The 21,151-nt window shown below is 67.2% G+C and carries 6 protein-coding genes and 1 CRISPR repeat array; all 6 genes read left to right on the top strand.

What is annotated here, in order from left to right; all coding sequences use genetic code 11:
* Positions 1-274 precede the first annotated feature (274 nt).
* Genes cas5c through cas2 form a run of 6 tightly spaced genes read left to right on the top strand, consistent with a single transcriptional unit; the run spans position 275 to position 5,714 of the window.
* On the top strand, positions 275-1,030 hold the full coding sequence (gene cas5c, locus G5B31_RS20110) for a type I-C CRISPR-associated protein Cas5c (RefSeq protein WP_165019989.1): 756 nt from the start codon (positions 275-277) through the stop codon (positions 1,028-1,030).
* Positions 1,027-2,805 (top strand): type I-C CRISPR-associated protein Cas8c/Csd1, encoded by a 1,779-nt coding sequence (cas8c, locus tag G5B31_RS20105; protein WP_165019988.1) that lies wholly within the window; start codon positions 1,027-1,029, stop codon positions 2,803-2,805. The genes cas5c and cas8c overlap by 4 nt, the downstream gene beginning before the upstream one ends.
* Entirely contained in the window at positions 2,802-3,755 is a 954-nt protein-coding gene (gene cas7c / locus G5B31_RS20100; RefSeq protein WP_165019987.1) for a type I-C CRISPR-associated protein Cas7/Csd2, read from the top strand. The genes cas8c and cas7c overlap by 4 nt, the downstream gene beginning before the upstream one ends.
* A 14-nt stretch (positions 3,756-3,769) precedes the next feature.
* Positions 3,770-4,390 (top strand): CRISPR-associated protein Cas4, encoded by a 621-nt coding sequence (gene cas4, locus G5B31_RS20095; RefSeq protein WP_240904513.1) that lies wholly within the window; start codon positions 3,770-3,772, stop codon positions 4,388-4,390.
* Positions 4,387-5,421, top strand: a complete 1,035-nt coding sequence (gene cas1c / locus G5B31_RS20090; RefSeq protein ID WP_165019985.1) for a type I-C CRISPR-associated endonuclease Cas1c — start codon at positions 4,387-4,389, stop codon at positions 5,419-5,421. Before cas4 ends, cas1c begins: the two co-directional genes overlap by 4 nt.
* Before the next feature lie 2 nt (positions 5,422-5,423).
* A complete protein-coding gene (gene cas2, locus G5B31_RS20085; RefSeq protein ID WP_165019984.1) occupies positions 5,424-5,714 on the top strand; it encodes a CRISPR-associated endonuclease Cas2 in 291 nt (96 codons plus the stop codon).
* A 184-nt stretch (positions 5,715-5,898) separates the two neighbouring features.
* Positions 5,899-21,116: a CRISPR direct-repeat array (repeat unit 32 nt; unit sequence GTCGCTCCCCGCGTGGGAGCGCGGATCGAAAC).
* Positions 21,117-21,151: the final 35 nt, after the last annotated feature.

Genomic DNA, 21,151 nt, shown 5'->3' with positions numbered 1-21,151 from the left:
GCCCGTGGAGGAGATGAGCCTATGGACTTCAAGCCACCCAAACCCATCCGTCTTTTGGAAGTTTTCTTGGAGTGCGTCGCCATGGCACTGCGCATCGTGTTGAAGCTCCCTCCCTGACCATCTCGACATGTCGTCGTAAAGGCGCGGATAGAAACCTTGGTTTTGCTTGTTTGACGTTAATGCCCTCGCCGTTCACGGCGGGGGCTCAACCTGCGGCGAAATCACGCTTGCGTGACTGCCGCGAACGGATAGGCTTCCCACAGTGGAGGTGAAATTGTCCTACGGTATTCGTCTGCACGTCTGGGGCCGTCACGCCCTTTTCACGCGCCCCGAGTTGAAAGTCGAGCGCACCTCCTACGATGTGATGACGCCATCCGCGGCGCGCGGCATCCTTGAGGCAATCCACTGGAAGCCCGCCATCCGCTGGGTGATCGACCGCATCCATGTGCTGGAGCCGATCCGCTTCCAGTCGATCCGCCGCAACGAGGTGGGCCACAAGGCCCCCGCGGGCAGCATCAAGCGGGCGATGAACCGGGGCGATCTGGAGGGGCTGCAACTTCTGGTCGACGAGGATCGCCAGCAGCGCGCCTCGACCGTGCTGGTGAATCCCGCCTATGTGATCGAGGCGCATTTCGAGCTGACCGCCAAGGCCGATGCCTCGGACAGCGAGGGCAAGCACCTCGACATCTTCAACCGCCGCGCCGCAAAGGGCCAGTGCTTCCACCAGCCCTGCCTCGGCACCCGCGAATTCGCCGCCAGCTTCCGGCTGCTGGACCCGGGTGCCCTGCCCTCCGGCCCCAGCTGGGGCGAGCTGTGCCGCGAGGGCAGGCCGACTGCCACCCCGGCGCCCGTCCGGGACGCGCAGGCGGAAACCCCCGACCTCGGCTTCGGCACCCCGCGCGACCTGGGCTTCATGCTCTGGGACATCGACCACGCCGCCCCCGGCCGCCCGTCGCTCCTGTTCCGCGCCACCCTGCGCGACGGTGTGCTGGAGGTGCCCCCGCCCGGCAGCCCGGAGATCAAGCGATGAGCCTGCTCGCCGCGCTGGTCCGCGCCTACGACCGCCTGCCGGATGCCCCGCCCTTCGGCTATTCGACGGAGAAGATCGGCTTTTGCGTGGTGCTGAATGCGGACGGTTCGGTGGCCGATATTGCTGATCTGCGGGACACGGACAAAAAGAGCAGCCCACGGATGTTGGCGGTTCCGGCTTCGCCAAAACGATCAGGCAGCACGCCGCGACCGAATTTCCTCTGGGACAATGCCAATTATGCATTAGGCATAGGAAAGCTGAAAGATGCCAATGACACGCGGTATGACTCGTTCCGCGAAAAGCATCTCGAGTATCTGACACAGGCAAGCACGGCGGAGCTACACGCGCTCTGCCTTTTCTTAAAGAATTGGACACCCGAGAATTGCCAAAATTATTTCGATCCCGCAAAGCCGCCCACAGAAGGGATCGTGTTCGCGCACTCCGAGAGCTATCGGGACCTGTTCCTTCACGAAACGGCGGAGGCCCGCGAGATTTGGGCGAATGAGCGAGATCGGTGGATCGCTGTTCCAGGAAAATCCACGGAACGAGCAGTTTGCCTTGTGTCTGGCAAACGCTCGCCAATACAACGCACTCACCCTCCCATCAAGGGCGTGTGGGGCGGCAAAACCGAGATGGCGTTGGTCTCTTTTAATTCGGAAGCCTACGAATCCTACGGCCACGAGCAAGGCGACAACGCTCCGATCTCGGAAGCCGCCGCCTTCGCCTATACCACCGCCCTGAACCGCTTCCTCGGCGACAAGGCGCATCGGTTGCAGATCGGCGATGCCTCGACGGTGTTCTGGGCGGATGCGGCGGATTTGGCGGGGGCCGCGGGCGAGCATCTGGCGGAAGCCGAGGCGCTGTTTGCGGCGATGTTCGACACCGCCGACACTTCCGCGGACGACACGATCTTCAGCAACCGGGTGGGCAGCCATCTGCAAGCGATCCGCGAGGGACAGAGGCTGCCGGAGATCGAGCCTCTTCTGGACACGGGGGTGCGCTTCCACGTCCTTGGCCTCGCTCCCAATGCCGCGCGGCTCTCGGTCCGCTTCTACTGGGAAAGCGATTTCGGCACCCTGACCGCCAACTACCAACGCTATCTCGACGACACGAAACTGGACCCGCCGCCGCGCGACGGCTGGCCGCCGCTCTGGCGTTACCTCACCGAACTCGCCGTGCTGGGCAAACGCGAGAATGTGCCGCCGCTCATTGCCGGCGAATGGATGCGGGCGATCCTGACTGGCACGCCCTATCCGCTGACGCTGCTGTCCACCGTGCTGATGCGGCTGCGCGCCGATGGCGAGATGAATGCACTGCGCGCCGCGATCCTGAAATCCGTCCTGATCCGCAATTTCAAGTCGAAGGAGGCCCCCGTGGCGCTCGATCCCGCCAATACCAACAAGGGCTATATCCTCGGGCGGCTGTTCGCCGTCTACGAGGAAGTCCAGCGCGCCGCGCTCGGCGGCAATGTGAACGCCACCATCAAGGACAAGTTCTACGGCTCCGCCTCGGCCACGCCGCAGAAGGTGTTTCCGGCATTGAAGAAAAATTCGGTGCCGCATTTCTCGAAACTGAGCAAGCAGAACAAAGGGCGCGCGGTCAATCTGGACAAGCTCATCATGGAGATCACCGACCTGATGGAGCCGGGCGACGACCCGATCCCCGCCTCGCTCCCGACCGCCGATCAAGCGCTGTTCGGCATCGGCTATTACCACCAGCGCAGCGATTTCTTCCGCAAGCGCGACGACAAGACCTCCGAGGAGATTGCCGAATGACCACGCTTTCCCGCCGCCACGACTTCGTGCTGATCTTCGACGTAACGAACGGCAACCCCAACGGCGACCCGGACGCCGGCAACCTGCCGCGGCTCGACCCCGAGACCAACCACGGGCTGGTTTCCGACGTGAGCCTCAAACGCAAGATCCGCAACTATGTGGAACTGGCGAAGGGCGGTGAGGCCGGGCACCACATCTATGTGCAGGAAGGCGCCATCCTGAACGAGAAGCACCGGCAGGCCTATGTGGCGATCCGCGCCGACGACAAGTCGAAGAAGGACGCCAAGCTGAACCCCAAGGACAATGCCGAGGCCAAGGCGCTGAGCGACTGGATGTGCGCGAATTTCTTCGACGTGCGCACCTTCGGCGCGGTGATGTCGACCGGCATCAACTGCGGGCAGGTCAAGGGCCCGGTGCAGATGACCTTCGCCTCCTCGGTCGAGCCGATCCTGCCGGTGGAAATCTCGATCACCCGGATGGCCGCCACCAACGAGGCCGAACAGAAGAAGCGCGCCGAAGGGGCCGAGGAGGGCGACAGCCGCACCGACAACCGCACCATGGGCCGCAAGCATATCGTGCCTTACGGGCTTTACGTCGCTCACGGCTTCATCTCGGCCAAGTTCGCCGAGCGCACCGGCTTCTCCGAGGCCGACCTCGACCTGCTGTTCGAGGCACTGAAGAACGCCTTCGAGCATGACCGCTCTGCCGCGCGCGGCGAAATGACCACCCGCCGCCTGATCGCCTTCCGCCACCAGAACGCCCTCGGCAACGCTCCAGCCCATACGCTATTCGACCGGGTGAAGATCGGCCGCAACGTGGACGGAGAGTTCCGAGCGGTGGACGACCGCGGCATCGGCAACCTCGGGCCGGCCCGCAAGTTCTCGGACTACGTCGTCGAGATCGACCGCAACGGCCTGCCCGAGGGGGTCGAAATCCTCGATCTGGTGTGACCATGCCCGCCGAGATGGAACCCATCCCCCTCTCGGCGATCCAGCATGCCGTCTATTGCCTGCGGCAGGCGGCGTTGATCCATCTGGAGCGGCTCTGGGCCGAGAACCGCTTCACCGCCGAGGGCGATGTGCTGCACGCCGTTGCCGACAAGGGCGGCGCTCGCCGCACGCGCGGGGTGCGGCGGGTGCTGTCGCTGCCCTTGGCCTCGCAACGGCTGAATCTGACCGGGGTGGCGGATCTGGTGGAATTCCAGCCCGGCCCGGATGGCGAGACCGCCTTCCCGGTCGAATACAAGCGCGGCAAGCCCAAGTTGCACCGCGCCGACGAGGCGCAGCTTTGCGCCCAAGCGCTGTGCCTGGAGGAGATGACCGGCCGCTCCGTTCCCGAGGGCGCGCTCTTCTACGCCCAGACCAAACGCCGTGTCGTAGTGCCCTTCGATGCCACCCTCCGCGCGCTGACCGAACAGTCGGTGACCGACCTTGCCGCCGTCTTCGCCAGCCGGGCCACGCCGCCGCCGACCCCGCACAAATCCCGCTGCAAGGCGTGTTCGCTGATCGACCTCTGCCGCCCGGAGACCCATGCCCGTCCTGTCAAGCAATGGCGCGACCGGATGCTGGCGAAGGCGCTGGCATGAGGAAGCTTCTCAACACCGTCTACGTCACCACCGAAGGCACCGCCCTGAAGAAGGACGGCGAAAATCTGGTAGCCGAGGTCGAGGGCGCCGAGAAGGCGCGTGTTCCTCTGCACATGCTGGCTTCGGTGGTGGCCTTCGGACCGATCCTGCTGACCCCGGCGCTGATCGGCACCTGCGCCGAGCGCGGCATCACACTTGTGATCCTCGACCGCAACGGCCGCTTTCAGGCGCGGGTCGAAGGCCCGGTCACCGGCAACGTCCTTCTCCGCCGGGCGCAATACCGCGCGGCCGAGGGCGGCGAGGACATCGTGCGCTCGATCGTCCTGGGCAAGATCGCCAACCAGCGCGCGGTGATCCGCCGTTCTCTGCGCGACTATGGCGAGGAAATGGAGCCGCAGGCCCGCGCCGCGCTGGAAGCCGCCACCGACCGCATGGCGATGATCCTGCGCCGGGTGCAGATGAAGGACGACAGCATCGACCTCCTGCGCGGCTCCGAGGGCGAGGCGGCGACCCTCTATTTCGCCGTTTTCGACCACCTGATCCGCTCGCCGGACCCCGAGTTGCGCTGGACCGCCCGCTCCCGCCGTCCGCCGCTGGACGCGATGAACGCGCTGCTCTCCTTCCTCTACACGCTGCTGACCCATGATTGCCGCTCCGCCTGCGAAGCCGTGGGCCTCGACCCCGCCGTGGGCTTCCTGCACCGCGACCGGCCCGGGCGGCCCTCGCTGGCGCTGGATCTGATGGAGGAGTTGCGCGCGCCTCTCGCCGACCGTCTGGCCCTTTCGCTGGTCAACCGCCGCCAATTGCGGGCGAGCGATTTCCACCGGATGGAGGGGGGCGCGGTGCTGCTGACCGACGACGCCCGCAAGTTGGTGCTGACCGCCTGGCAGGAGCGCAAGAAGGAAGAGCGCCTGCATCCCTTCCTGGCCGAGAAGGCCCCCTTCGGCCTGGTCCCATGGTTGCAGGCGCAACTGCTGGCCCGCCACCTGCGCGGCGACATCGACGCCTATCCGCCCTGGTTCTGGAGCTAGCGATGCTGGTCCTCGTCACCTATGACGTGAACACGCTGGAGGAAGGCGGCAGGAAACGCCTGCGCCAGGTCGCCCGCGCCTGCGAGGACTGGGGCCAGCGCGTGCAGTTCTCGGTCTTCGAGATCGAGGTCGATCCGGCGCAGTGGACCAAGCTGAAGGCCCGGCTGGAGGGGATCATCCGGGTGGAACACGACAGCCTGCGCTATTACTATCTGGGCGCCAACTGGGTCCGCCGGGTGGAACATGTCGGCGCCAAACCCGCCACCGATCTGAACGGCCCGCTGATCATCTGAACTGCCCTGCGAACCACAAGCGTGCCGGATTTGCAGCCCAGGTTCGCAGCCGTGCCAGCTCTTTGAAATCGTAAGGTTCTCTTTCTCCAGACGCGGGCAGAAGTCTTCAGGTTCCGCGCTTTAGCCTGTTATCCGCATTTTCGGACGGATTTACCTATGTTTACAAGTCGGTTACTTGCTTGGAGTCGCTCCCCGCGTGGGAGCGCGGATCGAAACCTGACCCCCTACATCAGCCAGGGGCTTTGCGGCGTCGCTCCCCGCGTGGGAGCGCGGATCGAAACGCGCTTGCCCCGTATCGGGTCGGGCGCGAGCTTGGTCGCTCCCCGCGTGGGAGCGCGGATCGAAACCGGCTTAGCCTCGGCGGCCATTTCCTCCGGCGTCGTCGCTCCCCGCGTGGGAGCGCGGATCGAAACGCCTTGGTCACGGCGCGATAAGCCGACTTGCTGTCATGTCGCTCCCCGCGTGGGAGCGCGGATCGAAACCTACCACATCGTCATCCCAATCTGGGTGGTGGCCCGTCGCTCCCCGCGTGGGAGCGCGGATCGAAACGGGGTGGAGGACGGGGAGCACGGAAACCTTGTTTGTCGCTCCCCGCGTGGGAGCGCGGATCGAAACACACGACCCGCACGATGCTGGATTTCGAGGTCACGTCGCTCCCCGCGTGGGAGCGCGGATCGAAACCTTGAGGCTTGGGGCGCATGGGACAGCCGCCGGTGTCGCTCCCCGCGTGGGAGCGCGGATCGAAACGATCACCACCGGATCAGCGCCGATCATCCAGCCGATGTCGCTCCCCGCGTGGGAGCGCGGATCGAAACCTCGGACTGTTTCGCGCCGCTGTGGCAGGCGGTGGTCGCTCCCCGCGTGGGAGCGCGGATCGAAACGTCGACAGATCGGCCCAGATTCGGATTGACCAGCGGTCGCTCCCCGCGTGGGAGCGCGGATCGAAACAGGTCTCGCCCCGGCGGGCAGGGCACGATCTGGGGTCGCTCCCCGCGTGGGAGCGCGGATCGAAACGGCGGCGGGCGTCGGCATCGCTGCCGGACCTCCGTCGCTCCCCGCGTGGGAGCGCGGATCGAAACGTCTTGAACGGGCGGATATGCGGATCGGCTTCCGTCGCTCCCCGCGTGGGAGCGCGGATCGAAACAGCGCATCGTTGGCTGGGCGCATGACCGGACCATGTCGCTCCCCGCGTGGGAGCGCGGATCGAAACAAGTCGCCGAGGAAATGCAGGATGTCGCCCCGGTGTCGCTCCCCGCGTGGGAGCGCGGATCGAAACGAGTTGCAGGCCGTCTCTGTCGATGCGGCGGATTGTCGCTCCCCGCGTGGGAGCGCGGATCGAAACCAAGGCGGCAACGAACGCCATGGAGCAGGCAAAGTCGCTCCCCGCGTGGGAGCGCGGATCGAAACCATCTTCGCCAGATGATCGTCGGCGATGCCGCTCGTCGCTCCCCGCGTGGGAGCGCGGATCGAAACCTGGTTGAAAACGCGGGTGTCCATGTCTGTCTCCGTCGCTCCCCGCGTGGGAGCGCGGATCGAAACGGCCACGGCAACAAGCCGGGCGCGCTCGGCCACGGGTCGCTCCCCGCGTGGGAGCGCGGATCGAAACTGGAAGCTGGAGCACGACACGCAACCCGACATGGAGTCGCTCCCCGCGTGGGAGCGCGGATCGAAACAATCCCGATGTCGTGGCGGTCGAGGGGCCGGCGGTCGCTCCCCGCGTGGGAGCGCGGATCGAAACGGCGCGTCACGCAGCATCTCCTGGCGGTTGACGAGTCGCTCCCCGCGTGGGAGCGCGGATCGAAACATCGACCGTCTGGAGGTCGAACCAATCGCAGTCGTGTCGCTCCCCGCGTGGGAGCGCGGATCGAAACCGTGCCGCTGTCCAGAACAGCGCGGGCCTCGGCGGTCGCTCCCCGCGTGGGAGCGCGGATCGAAACGTTGCCGATCAGGCGGGTCGTGCCTTGCACACCGGTCGCTCCCCGCGTGGGAGCGCGGATCGAAACGTCAACAAAGGACAGCTTGTCTTCGCTCATCTCGTCGCTCCCCGCGTGGGAGCGCGGATCGAAACTGGGATAAAACATGAGGGCGCACCCGATGTTGGACTGTCGCTCCCCGCGTGGGAGCGCGGATCGAAACTACGGGCGCTATGTGTCGGCAGAAGAAGCAGCTGGTCGCTCCCCGCGTGGGAGCGCGGATCGAAACCCCCACAACTGGCGTGATCGGCCCGAACGGCACGGCGTCGCTCCCCGCGTGGGAGCGCGGATCGAAACCCACCCGCATGGCGCGGGCGGCCGAGGCGGTCGCGTCGCTCCCCGCGTGGGAGCGCGGATCGAAACTTCAACTGTCATGTAACCACTCCGCAGGAATGTGACGTCGCTCCCCGCGTGGGAGCGCGGATCGAAACATCTCACACCCCCATCGTCTTGATGATGACGCGCGCGTCGCTCCCCGCGTGGGAGCGCGGATCGAAACATAGCGCAGGACCACCCCGGCAACAGCGCCTCGTCGCTCCCCGCGTGGGAGCGCGGATCGAAACCCCGTCGATCTGCACGTCGCCCGCCTCGATCAGCGTCGCTCCCCGCGTGGGAGCGCGGATCGAAACAGCCAGCACACGCGCGGGCATGTGCCGGACTGGTCGTCGCTCCCCGCGTGGGAGCGCGGATCGAAACCATGTCGAGACCTACGATCTGTGCCTGCAACTGCGTCGCTCCCCGCGTGGGAGCGCGGATCGAAACAACAGCATCGTCTTCCTCAACCGCAGCATCCGCGCGTCGCTCCCCGCGTGGGAGCGCGGATCGAAACCACGCCAGATTGTAGCTGACGCGGTTGCCGTTGGGTCGCTCCCCGCGTGGGAGCGCGGATCGAAACGCCGATTATCCTGCCGGGACCACGGATTTGCGCAGCGTCGCTCCCCGCGTGGGAGCGCGGATCGAAACCCGGCTTTGGCGATCCAGTAGTTTCGGAAGCGGTCGTCGCTCCCCGCGTGGGAGCGCGGATCGAAACAACAAGGGCGAAGTCTGCATTCAGGGCACGGACTGTCGCTCCCCGCGTGGGAGCGCGGATCGAAACAAGTCAGAGTTGATCTCGCGCATTGCGAGCACTCGTCGCTCCCCGCGTGGGAGCGCGGATCGAAACCGGTTTCGGCTGTCCGCATCACGCGCCCGAGCACGTCGCTCCCCGCGTGGGAGCGCGGATCGAAACATGACTGAACGGAAGATCGCCGTCCCCGAGGCCGTCGCTCCCCGCGTGGGAGCGCGGATCGAAACTGACATCCCCGACGGCGCGGCGGGTGATGCCCGCGTCGCTCCCCGCGTGGGAGCGCGGATCGAAACAGCGCCTCGGCGATCGCACGGGGGCTTTCACCTCGTCGCTCCCCGCGTGGGAGCGCGGATCGAAACGCCACCTTCCGCAATCGCAGCTCGATGGACAAGGTCGCTCCCCGCGTGGGAGCGCGGATCGAAACATCGGTGTAGATCACCCTGCCATCCGTCTTGAGGCGTCGCTCCCCGCGTGGGAGCGCGGATCGAAACCTGTGCAATCGTGGGATCATCCCCCCGCACATGGCGTCGCTCCCCGCGTGGGAGCGCGGATCGAAACGCTGACCCCGCTCACGCAGCCAGTCACGCAAAATGTCGCTCCCCGCGTGGGAGCGCGGATCGAAACTCGAATGCCTCAAGCTCCTCCCCGCTCATGCCGGGTCGCTCCCCGCGTGGGAGCGCGGATCGAAACCCACAGCAAGAAGGCTGGCGAAATCTACGCCCATGTCGCTCCCCGCGTGGGAGCGCGGATCGAAACAGGTGGATGCGGCGCAGGACCGGGGCCTCCTCGGCGTCGCTCCCCGCGTGGGAGCGCGGATCGAAACAGTATCGCCGCGATCAGCGCGGAAATCCAGTTGGTCGCTCCCCGCGTGGGAGCGCGGATCGAAACACCAGCAGCTCATGCGGCAAGTCGGTGCCGGCGCGTCGCTCCCCGCGTGGGAGCGCGGATCGAAACGGCAGCCTCTCGCCAGCAGACGCCAGCGCGATATCGTCGCTCCCCGCGTGGGAGCGCGGATCGAAACATGGCGGCGAGGAAGCGATCCCATGACGCGCCCGTCGCTCCCCGCGTGGGAGCGCGGATCGAAACGCACGAGATCCCGCGACCGCGCGCGCAGCAGATCGTCGCTCCCCGCGTGGGAGCGCGGATCGAAACCTCAGCCGACAGCGCCGCGAGGTCGAGCTTGGTCGTCGCTCCCCGCGTGGGAGCGCGGATCGAAACCCCCGAACCCCGGGCAGGTGGATTGCCTCCCGCCTGTCGCTCCCCGCGTGGGAGCGCGGATCGAAACTTCCTAGATGTTGAAAGAGACGGGAGGGAAGGGAGGGTCGCTCCCCGCGTGGGAGCGCGGATCGAAACCCGGAAAGCGGGCTGGCGGGGCGAGGCTGTCCCTGTCGCTCCCCGCGTGGGAGCGCGGATCGAAACTGGTCCTGCGCAGCCAGGAACAGTCCGACCGCCTGTCGCTCCCCGCGTGGGAGCGCGGATCGAAACTCGCCGCAAGCCTTCGATCTTGTCGCCGGGTCTGTCGTCGCTCCCCGCGTGGGAGCGCGGATCGAAACCGCCTCCGACAGGATGCGCTCGTCCTCGTTGGCGAGCGTCGCTCCCCGCGTGGGAGCGCGGATCGAAACAGGCAGAGGTTGATCTCGCGCATTGCGAACACGCGGTCGCTCCCCGCGTGGGAGCGCGGATCGAAACATTTGCAGATGACGTGCGCCGGGAGCTTTCGGAGAGTCGCTCCCCGCGTGGGAGCGCGGATCGAAACACCTGGTGCGCCTGTGGTCCACCCCGATCAACTGGGTCGCTCCCCGCGTGGGAGCGCGGATCGAAACCCGCCAAGGCCCGTGCCGCACTGGACAACAACAGCGTCGCTCCCCGCGTGGGAGCGCGGATCGAAACGATGTCCTGGTGGTCGAGGCGCTCGATCGGCTGAGTCGCTCCCCGCGTGGGAGCGCGGATCGAAACCGACATGGTGCTGCCGTGCCGGTCGCCGGGGAAATCGTCGCTCCCCGCGTGGGAGCGCGGATCGAAACCGGCCATGCGCTCTGCTGATGGCGCATGCAGTAGAGTCGCTCCCCGCGTGGGAGCGCGGATCGAAACCGTCGCTACCATCGCCGCGAAAGCCCGCATGTCGGTCGCTCCCCGCGTGGGAGCGCGGATCGAAACAGGTCATCCGCGAACGCCTTGGCCTCCCGGTGCGGTCGCTCCCCGCGTGGGAGCGCGGATCGAAACAATTCCTGTCATCCCTACTCCCCTTTCTCCAATAGGTCGCTCCCCGCGTGGGAGCGCGGATCGAAACTGCTGCTTGAGTTGCTGCGCTCCAAGCGTCTCGTCGTCGCTCCCCGCGTGGGAGCGCGGATCGAAACAATCCCTGTGGCCCCATAGGCCCAACCGGCCCCTGTCGCTCCCCGCGTGGGAGCGCGGATCGAAACACACTGCTGGAGACGGCTACCGGCAGGGCCCGCACGGTCGCTCCCCGCGTGGGAGCGCGGATCGAAACCGCCCTCGGCATGGAGCCGGATGACCGGCTCAAGCGTCGCTCCCCGCGTGGGAGCGCGGATCGAAACCTCAACCGCAGCAGCCGCGCATACGATGCAATATCGTCGCTCCCCGCGTGGGAGCGCGGATCGAAACTGACATCCAAAGAGCCGCAGTTATGTTTTCCCTTGTCGCTCCCCGCGTGGGAGCGCGGATCGAAACGCCCATCTCGCGGACCGCCGGTAATTTTCGATCAGTCGCTCCCCGCGTGGGAGCGCGGATCGAAACCCCGAGTTCGTCAGCCGGGCCGAAGCCCTCGGCGGTCGCTCCCCGCGTGGGAGCGCGGATCGAAACAGGGCCAGTTGCAGAAGGCGAACCCTCGAACGCTGTCGCTCCCCGCGTGGGAGCGCGGATCGAAACCCCGGAGGGCAGCCCTTGATCGGGACGATCATCCGTCGCTCCCCGCGTGGGAGCGCGGATCGAAACAGCAGGGCAACGTGTTGAACCGCATGAAGGCGGAGTCGCTCCCCGCGTGGGAGCGCGGATCGAAACTCCTGCCAGCGCGAGAGCATCTTCAAGGCGGTGCGGTCGCTCCCCGCGTGGGAGCGCGGATCGAAACTGGCATGGGCAGATGGATGTGACCAAGGACCCGACGTCGCTCCCCGCGTGGGAGCGCGGATCGAAACTGCCGTCGATCAGGGTCTGGGTGAGATAGGGCGGCGTCGCTCCCCGCGTGGGAGCGCGGATCGAAACCGGGATTACTGGACTGCCAAGGCCGGTAAGGACGGTCGCTCCCCGCGTGGGAGCGCGGATCGAAACTGGCCGCCTCCTTGCCGAAAGGCTCAACCTCTCGGTCGCTCCCCGCGTGGGAGCGCGGATCGAAACCAATGCTCCGCATCATCGTGTCGGTCGGGCGCGTGTCGCTCCCCGCGTGGGAGCGCGGATCGAAACGCAGGATCGGTGGTCGAGGCCTTCGGCGCTGGCGGTCGCTCCCCGCGTGGGAGCGCGGATCGAAACAGGCAGCAATCGCGGAGGCGGGCAGCATGATGACCGTCGCTCCCCGCGTGGGAGCGCGGATCGAAACAGCCCGACCGTCGAGCATGGCCGGGAGCTTTGCGGTCGCTCCCCGCGTGGGAGCGCGGATCGAAACTGCCTGATCCCCAGCGTAGGCTGCACCTCGGCGTGTCGCTCCCCGCGTGGGAGCGCGGATCGAAACACTGGTCGGTTCCAGCGCCGAGAGGCGACGACGGGTCGCTCCCCGCGTGGGAGCGCGGATCGAAACGTCCGAACCATCCAACAACAGGACGTTGCTCATCGTCGCTCCCCGCGTGGGAGCGCGGATCGAAACGGATAAGGGAGGCGGTTGTGGACGCGGAAATGTGTCGCTCCCCGCGTGGGAGCGCGGATCGAAACATTTCACCCTCCCCGCGAAAAGGCCTGGTAGGCTGTCGCTCCCCGCGTGGGAGCGCGGATCGAAACCCATTCGAGATTGTGATAAACCCAAATGTAGTTGTCGCTCCCCGCGTGGGAGCGCGGATCGAAACTCTCTGTTCCTTGTGGATGCACCGGCATTCCCGGCGTCGCTCCCCGCGTGGGAGCGCGGATCGAAACATCGACAGCAACGATGGATGGGGTGGGGCGTTCGCGTCGCTCCCCGCGTGGGAGCGCGGATCGAAACCCGCTCGTAGGGGCAGGCCGCGCCACGCATCCAGTCGCTCCCCGCGTGGGAGCGCGGATCGAAACGTCCTCGTAATGGCGGATCAGGGCGAGGAGCCGCGTCGCTCCCCGCGTGGGAGCGCGGATCGAAACGCCAGCCCCTCGTAGGAGGTGGCCCCGGAATAGGGTCGCTCCCCGCGTGGGAGCGCGGATCGAAACATCGTGTAGCCGATGGCCGCCAGCATCGCCTCGCGTCGCTCCCCGCGTGGGAGCGCGGATCGAAACTGGATCAGGTCGATGGTCCGCGCCGCCGCCTCGTGTCGCTCCCCGCGTGGGAGCGCGGATCGAAACGGGGCGCGGGGCACGTCTTGGCTGATCGACCACGGGTCGCTCCCCGCGTGGGAGCGCGGATCGAAACGCCGGATCATCGACCAGCCTGAAATCCGACCCCTTGTCGCTCCCCGCGTGGGAGCGCGGATCGAAACTGGCAGATCGTTGGCGGGCAGGTGTTCATCCTCGAGTCGCTCCCCGCGTGGGAGCGCGGATCGAAACGACATGGCGGACGTGAACGACGTTCTACTGCAAGTGTCGCTCCCCGCGTGGGAGCGCGGATCGAAACCTCGATAGCCATCCCTTGCGGAGACGAATAGTCGTCGCTCCCCGCGTGGGAGCGCGGATCGAAACTCTGCCGGATTGGGCGGTCTCGGATTTGGCCTTGTCGCTCCCCGCGTGGGAGCGCGGATCGAAACGCCGATTATCCCGCCGGGACCACGGATTTGCGCAGCGTCGCTCCCCGCGTGGGAGCGCGGATCGAAACATGGCCGAGCGGGCTGCGGACGGCAAACCGCAGGTCGCTCCCCGCGTGGGAGCGCGGATCGAAACCCCGGCGTTCGGCTGCTGGTGCGGTCGGCCACCGTCGCTCCCCGCGTGGGAGCGCGGATCGAAACCCGGACTGGACGCGCGTCCTGCCGGCGCAGCAGCCGTCGCTCCCCGCGTGGGAGCGCGGATCGAAACCAGGCCATTGACGCGATGGGGCTCTCCGGCCCCGTCGCTCCCCGCGTGGGAGCGCGGATCGAAACCGCGGTGCGGAAAGGGACATGCCAGAGCATCACGTCGCTCCCCGCGTGGGAGCGCGGATCGAAACTCGGCGTCCTTGATGCCCTTGATCAGGGCGTCCAGTCGCTCCCCGCGTGGGAGCGCGGATCGAAACAGATCGCAAGACCAGGCGTCGTGTCCAAGCGCGCTGGTCGCTCCCCGCGTGGGAGCGCGGATCGAAACAAGGCGAAGCAAGCGGAGGGCGCAGCATGACCCAGTCGCTCCCCGCGTGGGAGCGCGGATCGAAACTTCACACAACCCCGCCTCGCCTCGCGCGGGGCTTGTCGCTCCCCGCGTGGGAGCGCGGATCGAAACCTGAAAGCGCTTGCCGCCCATGGATCTGACGCTCGTCGCTCCCCGCGTGGGAGCGCGGATCGAAACAACGTGATCTGCAAGACCGGCCCCGGCGAATACAAGTCGCTCCCCGCGTGGGAGCGCGGATCGAAACACCCACACTCGCTGACGCCCTCTCGGAGGCTCGCGTCGCTCCCCGCGTGGGAGCGCGGATCGAAACGTCTGCTGCCCGCGCCGCGCTGGCACGGACGGGGGGTCGCTCCCCGCGTGGGAGCGCGGATCGAAACTACCACGAAAGCGAACTGGATGACGCAAGCAGGCCAGTCGCTCCCCGCGTGGGAGCGCGGATCGAAACAGGATGGTTGGCAGGCGCCATCAGCGATGCGTCCACGTCGCTCCCCGCGTGGGAGCGCGGATCGAAACCCCCGCTTTGAGTTGAAGGGCGGCGCGGGCCGAGTCGCTCCCCGCGTGGGAGCGCGGATCGAAACACACCACCGCCAGCACGTAGATCGTCATCCCGACCGTCGCTCCCCGCGTGGGAGCGCGGATCGAAACCAATCGTCCCGAATACCATCCCGATATCCGCCGCGTCGCTCCCCGCGTGGGAGCGCGGATCGAAACGGTGCCTGCACCCGCTTGTCGTCGGCAAGGTCCAGTCGCTCCCCGCGTGGGAGCGCGGATCGAAACCTGCACGAGACTGTCGAGACGGGTATTGTCAGCACGTCGCTCCCCGCGTGGGAGCGCGGATCGAAACACTGGTCCCAGACCAACGCGAGGTCGGTTCTCGCGTCGCTCCCCGCGTGGGAGCGCGGATCGAAACATCCAACCCCGGGCCAACCTGCCGAAGGGCGCGACGTCGCTCCCCGCGTGGGAGCGCGGATCGAAACGGGTCCGGTCATTGGTCAGCCTCCGTATCGCCGCGTCGCTCCCCGCGTGGGAGCGCGGATCGAAACAGCAACTCGGCCAGCGTGTATTCGTCCTCGTCGCGTCGCTCCCCGCGTGGGAGCGCGGATCGAAACCTCGGCAACCGGGTGGAGCGGGTAGGGGCCTCGAGTCGCTCCCCGCGTGGGAGCGCGGATCGAAACCTCAAGATGCTCCGCGGCTTCGGCAAGGACGTGGTCGCTCCCCGCGTGGGAGCGCGGATCGAAACGGTGCTGGTGAGTCGGTTGGTCGACCGCCCCGAGTCGCTCCCCGCGTGGGAGCGCGGATCGAAACATGCCCATGCTCCGCGCCATCGTCTCGGTGGGCCGTCGCTCCCCGCGTGGGAGCGCGGATCGAAACGAAATAGCACTGTCGGCCATCCGCGAATCGCGGCGTCGCTCCCCGCGTGGGAGCGCGGATCGAAACACCGCCGACGCCGACGACATCCTCTCGGCTCTGCGTCGCTCCCCGCGTGGGAGCGCGGATCGAAACATGAGCCATGAGAAGATGAAGATCGGCGTGAAGGGCCGTCGCTCCCCGCGTGGGAGCGCGGATCGAAACCATATGACCAGGAAGCCCGGTGACGTCGTCACAAGTCGCTCCCCGCGTGGGAGCGCGGATCGAAACGGCATTGTAGTAGAGGACGCGGAGAGGATCGCGCGTCGCTCCCCGCGTGGGAGCGCGGATCGAAACTCGTGCCCCGCATATGTTGGGTAGGAGACGGCAACGTCGCTCCCCGCGTGGGAGCGCGGATCGAAACCAGCACCCGCTGCCCGGGAAGACGGTAGACCATAGTCGCTCCCCGCGTGGGAGCGCGGATCGAAACCGTGAGTCTTCATATCGACAGCATCCGCATTGACGTCGCTCCCCGCGTGGGAGCGCGGATCGAAACGTTCAGGGCGGCACTCAGCTTTGCGCCCATGTCGGTCGCTCCCCGCGTGGGAGCGCGGATCGAAACACCTCCGCCCTCCCCCGATAACACCCATCAGGCAGTCGCTCCCCGCGTGGGAGCGCGGATCGAAACATGCGCGGTCCCCCTTGATCGGGGGCGGGGCGGGTCGCTCCCCGCGTGGGAGCGCGGATCGAAACCTCGGCGAGCGGGTCTGGCGGATCGAGGCAGAGGGCGTCGCTCCCCGCGTGGGAGCGCGGATCGAAACACTGGATTTGCACTCCGCGCAATCACGCAGCTTGTCGCTCCCCGCGTGGGAGCGCGGATCGAAACCACCTATCGCAGACAGTGATGCCCCTGCCACCGTGTCGCTCCCCGCGTGGGAGCGCGGATCGAAACTCGGACACCTCTCCGTCGAGCAGATCACCGCCGAGTCGCTCCCCGCGTGGGAGCGCGGATCGAAACCTCGATACCGTCCCGACGCCCGATTTCGACCGTGGTCGCTCCCCGCGTGGGAGCGCGGATCGAAACGCGGCCAACGCGCTCGGTCCGCAGACGTATGATGGTCGCTCCCCGCGTGGGAGCGCGGATCGAAACCCTACCATGACCGCCTGACCGACAAGTATCAGGCGTCGCTCCCCGCGTGGGAGCGCGGATCGAAACTGGGCTGGGAGGGCATCACCGACAACGGCAAGACGTCGCTCCCCGCGTGGGAGCGCGGATCGAAACTCGCAGTGAGGATAGGCCCGATGCCCGGACCTACAGTCGCTCCCCGCGTGGGAGCGCGGATCGAAACAGCGGCGATGCGGGCGCGTGAGGCCGGGTGGCAAGGTCGCTCCCCGCGTGGGAGCGCGGATCGAAACAGGAAAAACCACCGGAGGGCGGCATGATGCACATGTCGCTCCCCGCGTGGGAGCGCGGATCGAAACGCATGGCATCACGATCCGCTGTTGCGCGGAAAAACGTCGCTCCCCGCGTGGGAGCGCGGATCGAAACGCCCATGACCCTGACCACCTCCATCATCACCGGCCGTCGCTCCCCGCGTGGGAGCGCGGATCGAAACAATCTCAATCTTTCACCCGCCTGATGGAGGGCAACGTCGCTCCCCGCGTGGGAGCGCGGATCGAAACACCCCGCCACCGGCCAGCCGATGGAAGTCTTCGCGTCGCTCCCCGCGTGGGAGCGCGGATCGAAACTCCGGCTGATGATCGAGGTGCGCGACGGTCAGCACGTCGCTCCCCGCGTGGGAGCGCGGATCGAAACACCCTGCCTGCGCGAGAAGGGTTGCGGGCCGAGTGGTCGCTCCCCGCGTGGGAGCGCGGATCGAAACACGACCTGCGCGGGACGGCCGTCACGCGACTGGCTGTCGCTCCCCGCGTGGGAGCGCGGATCGAAACATGACCTGCTCCTGCCGCTGAGGCCGACCCGGTAGTCGCTCCCCGCGTGGGAGCGCGGATCGAAACGGGGCGGTGCATGTCCGGGTCGCGCAGGACTTCCCGTCGCTCCCCGCGTGGGAGCGCGGATCGAAACGACTGGAGGGATGTGGCGGGCATCACTGCCGCTGGTCGCTCCCCGCGTGGGAGCGCGGATCGAAACGCCAGCAAGGATGAGACGCGCTATTACCTGAACGGTCGCTCCCCGCGTGGGAGCGCGGATCGAAACATCCGCTGTCGATCTCCCTCAAATGCACAGCCACGTCGCTCCCCGCGTGGGAGCGCGGATCGAAACCGCGGTGCGGAAAGGGACATGCCAGAGCATCACGGTCGCTCCCCGCGTGGGAGCGCGGATCGAAACACCTCCGCCCTCCCCCGATAACACCCATCAGGCAGGTCGCTCCCCGCGTGGGAGCGCGGATCGAAACATCTGGGCTTCATTTTCGACGGCGGCGCCGTCAGGTCGCTCCCCGCGTGGGAGCGCGGATCGAAACCAGAAGCGGCTTGATCACCCTCGACATGCTGCCCGTCGCTCCCCGCGTGGGAGCGCGGATCGAAACACCGTCAGCCGCCAGCGTCGCCCCTCCACCGGCAGTCGCTCCCCGCGTGGGAGCGCGGATCGAAACACTGCGCGCGGGCACGACGCTTGGTCATGTGACCGTCGCTCCCCGCGTGGGAGCGCGGATCGAAACACCCCAACAGAACCTGCGTCTATCTGGAGGGTCGCGCGTCGCTCCCCGCGTGGGAGCGCGGATCGAAACAGGACGAACAAGCCATCGTAACCCAAGCTCGTCTGTCGCTCCCCGCGTGGGAGCGCGGATCGAAACGACCAGAAGCCCGAGAACTACACCGCCGATGGTGGTCGCTCCCCGCGTGGGAGCGCGGATCGAAACCCGGGATTTCTGCGGCGTGGTAGTGAAACAGCGGTCGCTCCCCGCGTGGGAGCGCGGATCGAAACTCGACGCGGATGTATTTCACGTCCCCGCCGCGCTGTCGCTCCCCGCGTGGGAGCGCGGATCGAAACTTGTCGTATGCCTTGTAGGTAGCCCCTTCGGTCGTCGCTCCCCGCGTGGGAGCGCGGATCGAAACGAGGACATCCACGGAGCCTGAGTTTCTGCCCGGGGTCGCTCCCCGCGTGGGAGCGCGGATCGAAACATGAGGTCACGGACACCTCGGCCCTCCTGCGCTGGTCGCTCCCCGCGTGGGAGCGCGGATCGAAACTTCGCGCCCTTGGTATACGCCGCCTGCTTCTCGAGTCGCTCCCCGCGTGGGAGCGCGGATCGAAACCAGAGCAACACATTGAAATCATTGGCGACCCCGGGTCGCTCCCCGCGTGGGAGCGCGGATCGAAACTGCGTTCCCCACGCGAGGTTGTTTGCCCTGTTGGTCGCTCCCCGCGTGGGAGCGCGGATCGAAACCTGTGTGGGGTTTGTGGTGGGGGTCAGTCCCAGCCGTCGCTCCCCGCGTGGGAGCGCGGATCGAAACTTGGCAATGACATATACGCTTTCGACCACCGCGCGTCGCTCCCCGCGTGGGAGCGCGGATCGAAACCCACACCTCGCGGGCGTCCTCGATGGCGCAGGCGGTCGCTCCCCGCGTGGGAGCGCGGATCGAAACCCTCAGGCAGGCGCTTGGGCGGGGTCCATTTTCCCGTCGCTCCCCGCGTGGGAGCGCGGATCGAAACTGTATCAAGTGCCGCTGTCGCAACCCTGCGGGCTGTCGCTCCCCGCGTGGGAGCGCGGATCGAAACCACAGCAAAGGCTGGCGCGAAGTCTGCGAATACGGTCGCTCCCCGCGTGGGAGCGCGGATCGAAACAACCTTGGGGCGGGCAACCTGCGGAAGTCCACGCGTCGCTCCCCGCGTGGGAGCGCGGATCGAAACCATGCTGTCGGGCACCTCGGCCCCGTCCACGGCACGTCGCTCCCCGCGTGGGAGCGCGGATCGAAACCTGGCGGCGGGAAGGGCAACGCGAACCTCTATTGTCGCTCCCCGCGTGGGAGCGCGGATCGAAACCAATGCGGGTGCAGGTCGTCCAGCTCGCCGTGATCGTCGCTCCCCGCGTGGGAGCGCGGATCGAAACCCCGCCCTCCGCTGCGAACATGTCAGAAACCGCCCGTCGCTCCCCGCGTGGGAGCGCGGATCGAAACCACGCCGCCGACTCGGGTTGCCGGTGGGTGATGCGTCGCTCCCCGCGTGGGAGCGCGGATCGAAACGTCGGTCATCTCAAACCTCAATCATGATGACGGGTGTCGCTCCCCGCGTGGGAGCGCGGATCGAAACCAACCGCTCAAAACCATCCGACGCAGAAGCGCCAGTCGCTCCCCGCGTGGGAGCGCGGATCGAAACCTCAAGTGCTGCGACGATCTCGCCGATCAGGTCGGGTCGCTCCCCGCGTGGGAGCGCGGATCGAAACGTATTCCTCGACGGTCTGATGGGCGATCCGCATCAGTCGCTCCCCGCGTGGGAGCGCGGATCGAAACCCCCCCGCAACATGAGTGGATTCCAGTGGACCAGTCGCTCCCCGCGTGGGAGCGCGGATCGAAACGCACCACCTCGGCGCAGATGCGCCGGGCGCTCGGGTCGCTCCCCGCGTGGGAGCGCGGATCGAAACGCGCGCCATACAGCGGAATCTCCAGTGATCTGGTTTCGCTCCCCGCGTGGGAGCGCGGATCGAAACTTGCAGAACAGCCCGTCTTCCTTTCGCTGGATCACGTCGCTCCCCGCGTGGGAGCGCGGATCGAAACCGCACCTCGATCACGACACCCGTCCCGCCTTCCGTCGCTCCCCGCGTGGGAGCGCGGATCGAAACCTTCACGTTCCTGAAGCCTGCGCGCTCGCGCGCCGTCGCTCCCCGCGTGGGAGCGCGGATCGAAACAGGATGTCGCGCAGGCGATCCCGGCCCCATGAGCGTCGCTCCCCGCGTGGGAGCGCGGATCGAAACCACAGCAAAGGCTGGCGCGAAGTCTGCGAATACGGTCGCTCCCCGCGTGGGAGCGCGGATCGAAACATGAGCCATGAGAAGATGAAGATCGGCGTGAAGGGGTCGCTCCCCGCGTGGGAGCGCGGATCGAAACGCCAGCCGGTCGCAAGGCGGGTGCATGACGGCCAGTCGCTCCCCGCGTGGGAGCGCGGATCGAAACCCGACCCGGACGGCCGCGCGCGTTGGTCGTTTTGTCGCTCCCCGCGTGGGAGCGCGGATCGAAACCATGATCGCCGTCTTCGATTCCTGAAACCGCTCGTCGCTCCCCGCGTGGGAGCGCGGATCGAAACGATATAATCCCCCTTCGGCCCGTAAGCCTTGGCGGGTCGCTCCCCGCGTGGGAGCGCGGATCGAAACCTCCACCTGCATTGCCGCTGCGGTCATGACGGCCGTCGCTCCCCGCGTGGGAGCGCGGATCGAAACAGCGCCGGGACCGCCTATCGCAAGGGCGATGCCGGTCGCTCCCCGCGTGGGAGCGCGGATCGAAACAGCGCCGTTCCTGCGGCCTCGAAGGCCGCCATCGCGTCGCTCCCCGCGTGGGAGCGCGGATCGAAACGGCGACGGTCCGCCCCGGCGGCGGCTCATGCAGCCAGGTCGCTCCCCGCGTGGGAGCGCGGATCGAAACTGCTGCGCATCATCGGTCAGACCGGCGATCCGAAG

Origin of the sequence: Rhodobacter sp. SGA-6-6 (assembly GCF_011043545.1) — a bacterium.
Classification (GTDB): domain Bacteria; phylum Pseudomonadota; class Alphaproteobacteria; order Rhodobacterales; family Rhodobacteraceae; genus Pseudogemmobacter.
Note: the sequence above shows the minus strand (reverse complement) of the source record. Positions and strands in the feature narration are given on the sequence as shown.

Bases quoted from the DNA above. Each gene is read 5' to 3' on its own strand.
- cas4 (WP_240904513.1), top strand. From the start codon at position 3,770: ATGGAACCCATCCCCCTCTCGGCGATCCAGCATGCCGTCTATTGCCTG.
- cas1c (WP_165019985.1), top strand. From the start codon at position 4,387: ATGAGGAAGCTTCTCAACACCGTCTACGTCACCACCGAAGGCACCGCC.
- cas2 (WP_165019984.1), top strand. From the start codon at position 5,424: ATGCTGGTCCTCGTCACCTATGACGTGAACACGCTGGAGGAAGGCGGC.
- cas7c (WP_165019987.1), top strand. From the start codon at position 2,802: ATGACCACGCTTTCCCGCCGCCACGACTTCGTGCTGATCTTCGACGTA.
- cas8c (WP_165019988.1), top strand. From the start codon at position 1,027: ATGAGCCTGCTCGCCGCGCTGGTCCGCGCCTACGACCGCCTGCCGGAT.